At 39.1% G+C, this 4,490-nt stretch carries 6 protein-coding genes, 1 pseudogene and 1 riboswitch; of the genes and pseudogenes, 4 read left to right on the forward strand and 3 right to left on the reverse strand.

What is annotated here, in order from left to right; all coding sequences use genetic code 11:
- Both WJP93_RS13810 and WJP93_RS13815 read right to left on the reverse strand, forming a co-directional pair.
- A pseudogene (locus WJP93_RS13810) lies at nucleotides 1-184 on the reverse strand (trehalose utilization protein ThuA); the annotation flags it as partial.
- Between the two features lie 146 nt (nucleotides 185-330).
- Nucleotides 331-1,239 carry a cation diffusion facilitator family transporter gene (locus tag WJP93_RS13815; RefSeq protein WP_227102614.1) on the reverse strand — a complete coding sequence of 303 codons (909 nt, stop codon included), beginning with the start codon at nucleotides 1,237-1,239 and terminating at the stop codon, nucleotides 331-333.
- A gap of 131 nt (nucleotides 1,240-1,370) precedes the next feature.
- Nucleotides 1,371-1,451: riboswitch (NiCo riboswitch) on the reverse strand.
- A gap of 374 nt (nucleotides 1,452-1,825) precedes the next feature.
- Here WJP93_RS13815 and WJP93_RS13820 point away from each other — a divergent pair.
- Both WJP93_RS13820 and WJP93_RS13825 read left to right on the forward strand, forming a co-directional pair.
- On the forward strand, nucleotides 1,826-2,200 hold the full coding sequence (locus WJP93_RS13820) for a CidA/LrgA family protein (RefSeq protein WP_227102610.1): 375 nt from the start codon (nucleotides 1,826-1,828) through the stop codon (nucleotides 2,198-2,200).
- A gap of 6 nt (nucleotides 2,201-2,206) precedes the next feature.
- Entirely contained in the window at nucleotides 2,207-2,899 is a 693-nt protein-coding gene (locus WJP93_RS13825; RefSeq protein ID WP_227102611.1) for an LrgB family protein, read from the forward strand.
- A 103-nt stretch (nucleotides 2,900-3,002) separates the two neighbouring features.
- Here the strand turns inward: WJP93_RS13825 and WJP93_RS13830 are convergent, their stop codons facing one another.
- The gene (locus WJP93_RS13830) at nucleotides 3,003-3,686 is read right to left on the reverse strand and encodes a hypothetical protein (protein WP_337548790.1); all 684 of its coding nucleotides are present in this window, start codon (nucleotides 3,684-3,686) and stop codon (nucleotides 3,003-3,005) included.
- Between WJP93_RS13830 and WJP93_RS13835 the strand changes: the two genes are divergently transcribed.
- Nucleotides 3,659-4,006 carry a hypothetical protein gene (locus WJP93_RS13835; protein ID WP_337548791.1) on the forward strand — a complete coding sequence of 116 codons (348 nt, stop codon included), beginning with the start codon at nucleotides 3,659-3,661 and terminating at the stop codon, nucleotides 4,004-4,006. The two genes, WJP93_RS13830 and WJP93_RS13835, sit on opposite strands and share 28 nt — an antisense overlap.
- A 23-nt stretch (nucleotides 4,007-4,029) precedes the next feature.
- Nucleotides 4,030-4,446: a hypothetical protein gene (locus WJP93_RS13840; RefSeq protein WP_262539172.1), complete on the forward strand. Its 417-nt coding sequence runs from the start codon at nucleotides 4,030-4,032 to the stop codon at nucleotides 4,444-4,446.
- Nucleotides 4,447-4,490: the final 44 nt, after the last annotated feature.

The following is a 4,490-nucleotide window of genomic DNA, read 5'->3' on the forward strand; positions in this document are numbered from 1 at the left end:
TCTGCGCAAGCACCTCATCTGTAAGTCCATGTTCAGGCATCTCAAATGTTGCTGTCTTAATTGCAAGTTCTTCATCTGTCTGTAAAAATTCCTTAATACAGCCATGGATTCCATTTGGATAAATGTGACGTACCGGCTCCTCCTTCTCATGTAAATATTCGTTCCATACTGTTACTCGAATCATAACCGACCTCTTTTCCGCGCAAAATACGCTGTTTTCCTCCTATTTTCTTCAGTATAATTCATTTGATTTCTCTTGTCTAGGTACAAAAAAATCCCACTATACACTTTCGTGTTAGTGGAATTTTCTTATTTTATTCAACTATTTTTTTACGCTGGATTTACATGTACCATGATATGCTTTACCTTTGGAAATTCCTTTTCAATATGGTCGTGTACACGCTCTGCCACTGCATGTGCATCGCGAAGCGTCTCATTACCATCAGCTCCAATCTCAAGATCTACATAAATTTTATTGCCGAATACTCGTGTCTTTAACATGTCTACTCTAATGACACCTGGCTGTTTCTCTGCGCATTCACGTATGGCTTGCTCTGTATCTTCATCACACGCCTTATCAACCATTTTGTTAATTGCATCCTTAAAAATATCAAGAGCTGCTTTTTCAATAAAAACGCATATAACAAGACTGGCGAGTGGATCCATTAACGGATATCCCATTCTGGAAGCTGCGATACCAACTAATGCACCAACTGAGGAAAGTGCATCGGAGCGATGATGCCATGCATCTGCCATTAAGGCACTGGAATCTATTTTTTTTGCATGGAATCTTGTGTACCAGTACATTCCTTCCTTTGTTAAAATCGACACTACTGCTGCAACAAGAGCAAGCACACCAGGAACCACAACAACTCCTGTACTCTCTTTTGCAATGGACTGAATTGCTGACCAGCCGATTCCAAGACCTGTTACGGCAAGAACTGTTGCAAGCACAATCGCTGCAACACACTCCATTCGCTCGTGACCATAAGGATGCTCCTTGTCGGATTTTCTGCCAGCCAAATGAATGCCTACCATAACAATAATTGTACTAAATACATCTGAAGCTGAATGAATTGCATCACTGATCATTGCACCAGAATGAGCGATCACTCCGGCGAGGAGTTTGAAAAGAGAAAGCAGTACATTGACAACAATGCTGACAGTTGAAACCTTCATTGCCTCTTTTTCAAACTGTTTTTCCTGCAGATTTGTGTTTTCACTTTGATTCTGATTCATCTGCGGATTTTGTTTTTTTGTTTTTTCCATAGTAGTTACCCCCTAAATAAAAGATGGATTGATAACTCTTTATGGCACTTATTTTTTCGTGGAAGATAAAAAAATACACCCACGAAACCAGTAATTACATATACTGTCCCGCAGATGTCTTCGATCCACTGTCATTTACGACCCGGCCCCAGGAAATCCCCGGCCTGCTCAGTTTGTACTGTATAAAATACTGCAGTGCAAAGAGTAGTTTTGCTTAATATATCATATCTATATGACATTGTAAAGTTAAAGTTGCAACTAACTTTACCTTTTTTCTCAATTATTTTTTTTACCTTTTATTCTCCTATTTTTACTGCGTTTTGATGAAATTTTTTTCTTTTTTCTCACCTCATTTTGTATATTCCTTATTGTATATGCTAGCATATATGTTGTCATTATCATCACCTTATAAATAAATTTCACCTTTTTTAGTCATTATTGCGGTTATTTCTTCCACTTGTCTTTAACATAGTTCTGTGCTAAAGTAGGGCTTGTGCGTTAAAAGAATAACATTCCTTTTATATGCAAAAAGTTTTGTTTTCAGGAGGAGATCTTTATGAAATATCTCAGACAATTTCTATTGATTCTTCTAATTTCTTTTATTGGAGAATTGCTTCACGAAGTACTGCCGCTTCCAGTTCCGGCCAGTGTATATGGATTTGCAATCTTATTTATCGGCCTGTTAAGCGGTGTTATTAAACTTGCTCATGTGAAGGATACAGGAAAGCTTTTAATTGAAATCATGCCAGTCATGTTTATCCCTGCTGGTGTAGGACTTCTTGAATCCTGGCCGCAGCTTGCACCTATTGGTGTGCCGGTTGCCGTAATTACGCTTATTTCAACCGTAGTTGTTATGGTCATTTCCGGAAAGATTACACAGTTTGTAATTCATAAAGAAGCACAGAGAAAAACTGCTAAAAAGGAGGTCTGATCTAATATGCTTAATTTTTTGACAAATTCATTATTTTTTGGCGTTGCTGTGAGTCTGGCTGCCTATGAGGTGGGTTCCCTTTTAAAGAAAAAATTCAAATCTCCGCTTTTAAACCCACTTTTAATAAGCATTATTCTTGTCATTGCCATTCTTGTGGCACTTGATGTTGACTATCAAAGCTATAACATAAGTGCAAAATATTTAAGCTACTTATTAACACCAGCTACTGTCTGTCTCGCGATTCCGCTATACGAACAGATTGAAAAGCTTAAAAGCAACTGGAAGGCAATCGTTGCTGGCATTGTTTCAGGTATCATTTCATGTGTGCTGTGTGTCTATGCCTTCTCCTTAATATTTGGCCTTACACATGAGCAGTATGTTACGCTTCTTCCAAAATCTATTACCACTGCAATCGGTATGGATGTTTCAACTGAGCTTGGAGGCATCACAACTATTACTGTTGCTGTTATTATCATAACTGGTGTATTTGGAAATATCGTTGGAGAGCCAATCTGCAAGCTGTTTCATATCACAGAGCCTGTCGCAAAGGGTGTGGGAATGGGTTCCTCTGCCCATGCAATAGGAACAGCCAAGGCTATGGAGATGGGTGAAGTCGAAGGTGCAATCAGCAGTTTGTCTATCGCTGTAACAGGTCTTTTAACTGTTATTGCCGCTTCCATTGCCGCAAATCTATATTAAATTATCGTAACTATTCAGAACCCCATTCGCAAAATCGGCAGCACAGAAACTTATCACTCTGTGCTGCCATTTTTATTTTAGCCTGAACATATTTCGTCAAATCTTATTTTGCATACAGTCTTGTTGAGCCTGCCGGCTGATCTACCGTATTTCCAGCATAGATCTTTCCATCATCACCCTCATACACATAATCGTAAATATTAGGAAGCTTTATTGTGCTGCCATCTGATGTCTCATATGCATTCTGTGACAAGATATAATCGCAGAAGTTTTCTGTATCATATGTATCTGGCTGCTTTTCCATTTCACTCTTGAAATAATCACCAGGTGTTTGTGTGCTCTGTGTACCATTTGAAATCTGCGCAATTAACTGAGTACTCAAATTGCTGGATGCTATGATAAAGCCATCGCTTACCTTTGTATTTAACATGAATAAATTAAAATCATCAAGCCCTTTCTCAAAGGTTGCTGTTGGCGTCATATAAATATAGGTATATGGTGCATTCCATACATAGTAGGTATCTGAGTAGCCAGCTGCTTGTGTCATGCTAAACTGGATAATCTTTGTCATTGTGACAACCTTTGCACGATAGTCGATTCCATCAAGCATAAATGAGTATGTACGATCTGATGCTGTACATGCCACTCCATCTATCGCAACCAGTCCTCCTGACTGTACAGCTGTCTGCTGTTCATCATAGCACTGCTGCGCCAAGCGGTGAACGTGTTCCTCGCCCTGAAAGTGAAAAATTAAATCAATTGTGCGAAGGAATTTATCTACTTTCAAAAGAAAAAGCAGCTTCTAAGCGTACTTCTGCTTCCATAACGCCTTTTACAAAAGATGAAATCTACACTGCTTTTACAAATACGTTAAAGCAGCCTGATAATAGTCGACTTTGTGAAAATTTCAATCATCTGCTGTTAGCATCCTCTGTCAGCCTTGCTGATCTGGCACGTTTTTTAAATTATGATTCATCTTATCTGTCACGCATCCCTTCTGATCCTGAATGGTTTTGTAGCGAGACAGCTCGTTTTATTGTGCTTCGCACACCGCCTGCTGACCGCATTTTATTGAAAAGCTTACTGGCCAGTCTATTAAGGATATAAATGATTCTGCGGCTCTTTGTCAGTTGCTTTCTGGATGGCTTTTAAACACAAATAATGTTTCACCTCAAATAAACCAAATGCAAAGTTTTCTTGAAAAACTTGATCAGTTTGACCTTAATAATTTCATTCGTTCCATTTGCTTTGATGAATTGAAAGTACCAACTATGCCAATCCAGCTGCCTGGCTCACGCTCCTACTTTGGTATTCGTGAATTTATGACTGCTGAGCTAGACTATTTAAAGGCTACTGTTCTGTCACCTTCTATGGAAAACGTGATTATGTACAGCGATATGCCAATGGAAGAAATGTCAAAGGATCCAGACTTTCCTAAAAAATGGATGTTTGGTATGGCGATGCTCCTCAAAAAAGGTCTGCATATAAATATGATTCCTGACTTAACCCAGTGGCAAGCCACTGGGGTTTCATTGACGGAGTTCTAGTGTCTGCGTACATCGCAAGGACTTTGGCAGACACATCTGTTCCG

Origin of the sequence: Anthropogastromicrobium sp., from assembly GCF_037349415.1 — a bacterium.
Taxonomy (GTDB): domain Bacteria; phylum Bacillota; class Clostridia; order Lachnospirales; family Lachnospiraceae; genus Anthropogastromicrobium; species Anthropogastromicrobium aceti.

Bases quoted from the DNA above. Each gene is read 5' to 3' on its own strand.
- WJP93_RS13820 (WP_227102610.1), top strand. From the start codon at position 1,826: ATGAAATATCTCAGACAATTTCTATTGATTCTTCTAATTTCTTTTATT.
- WJP93_RS13815 (WP_227102614.1), bottom strand. From the start codon at position 1,239: ATGAATCAGAATCAAAGTGAAAACACAAATCTGCAGGAAAAACAGTTT.
- WJP93_RS13825 (WP_227102611.1), top strand. From the start codon at position 2,207: ATGCTTAATTTTTTGACAAATTCATTATTTTTTGGCGTTGCTGTGAGT.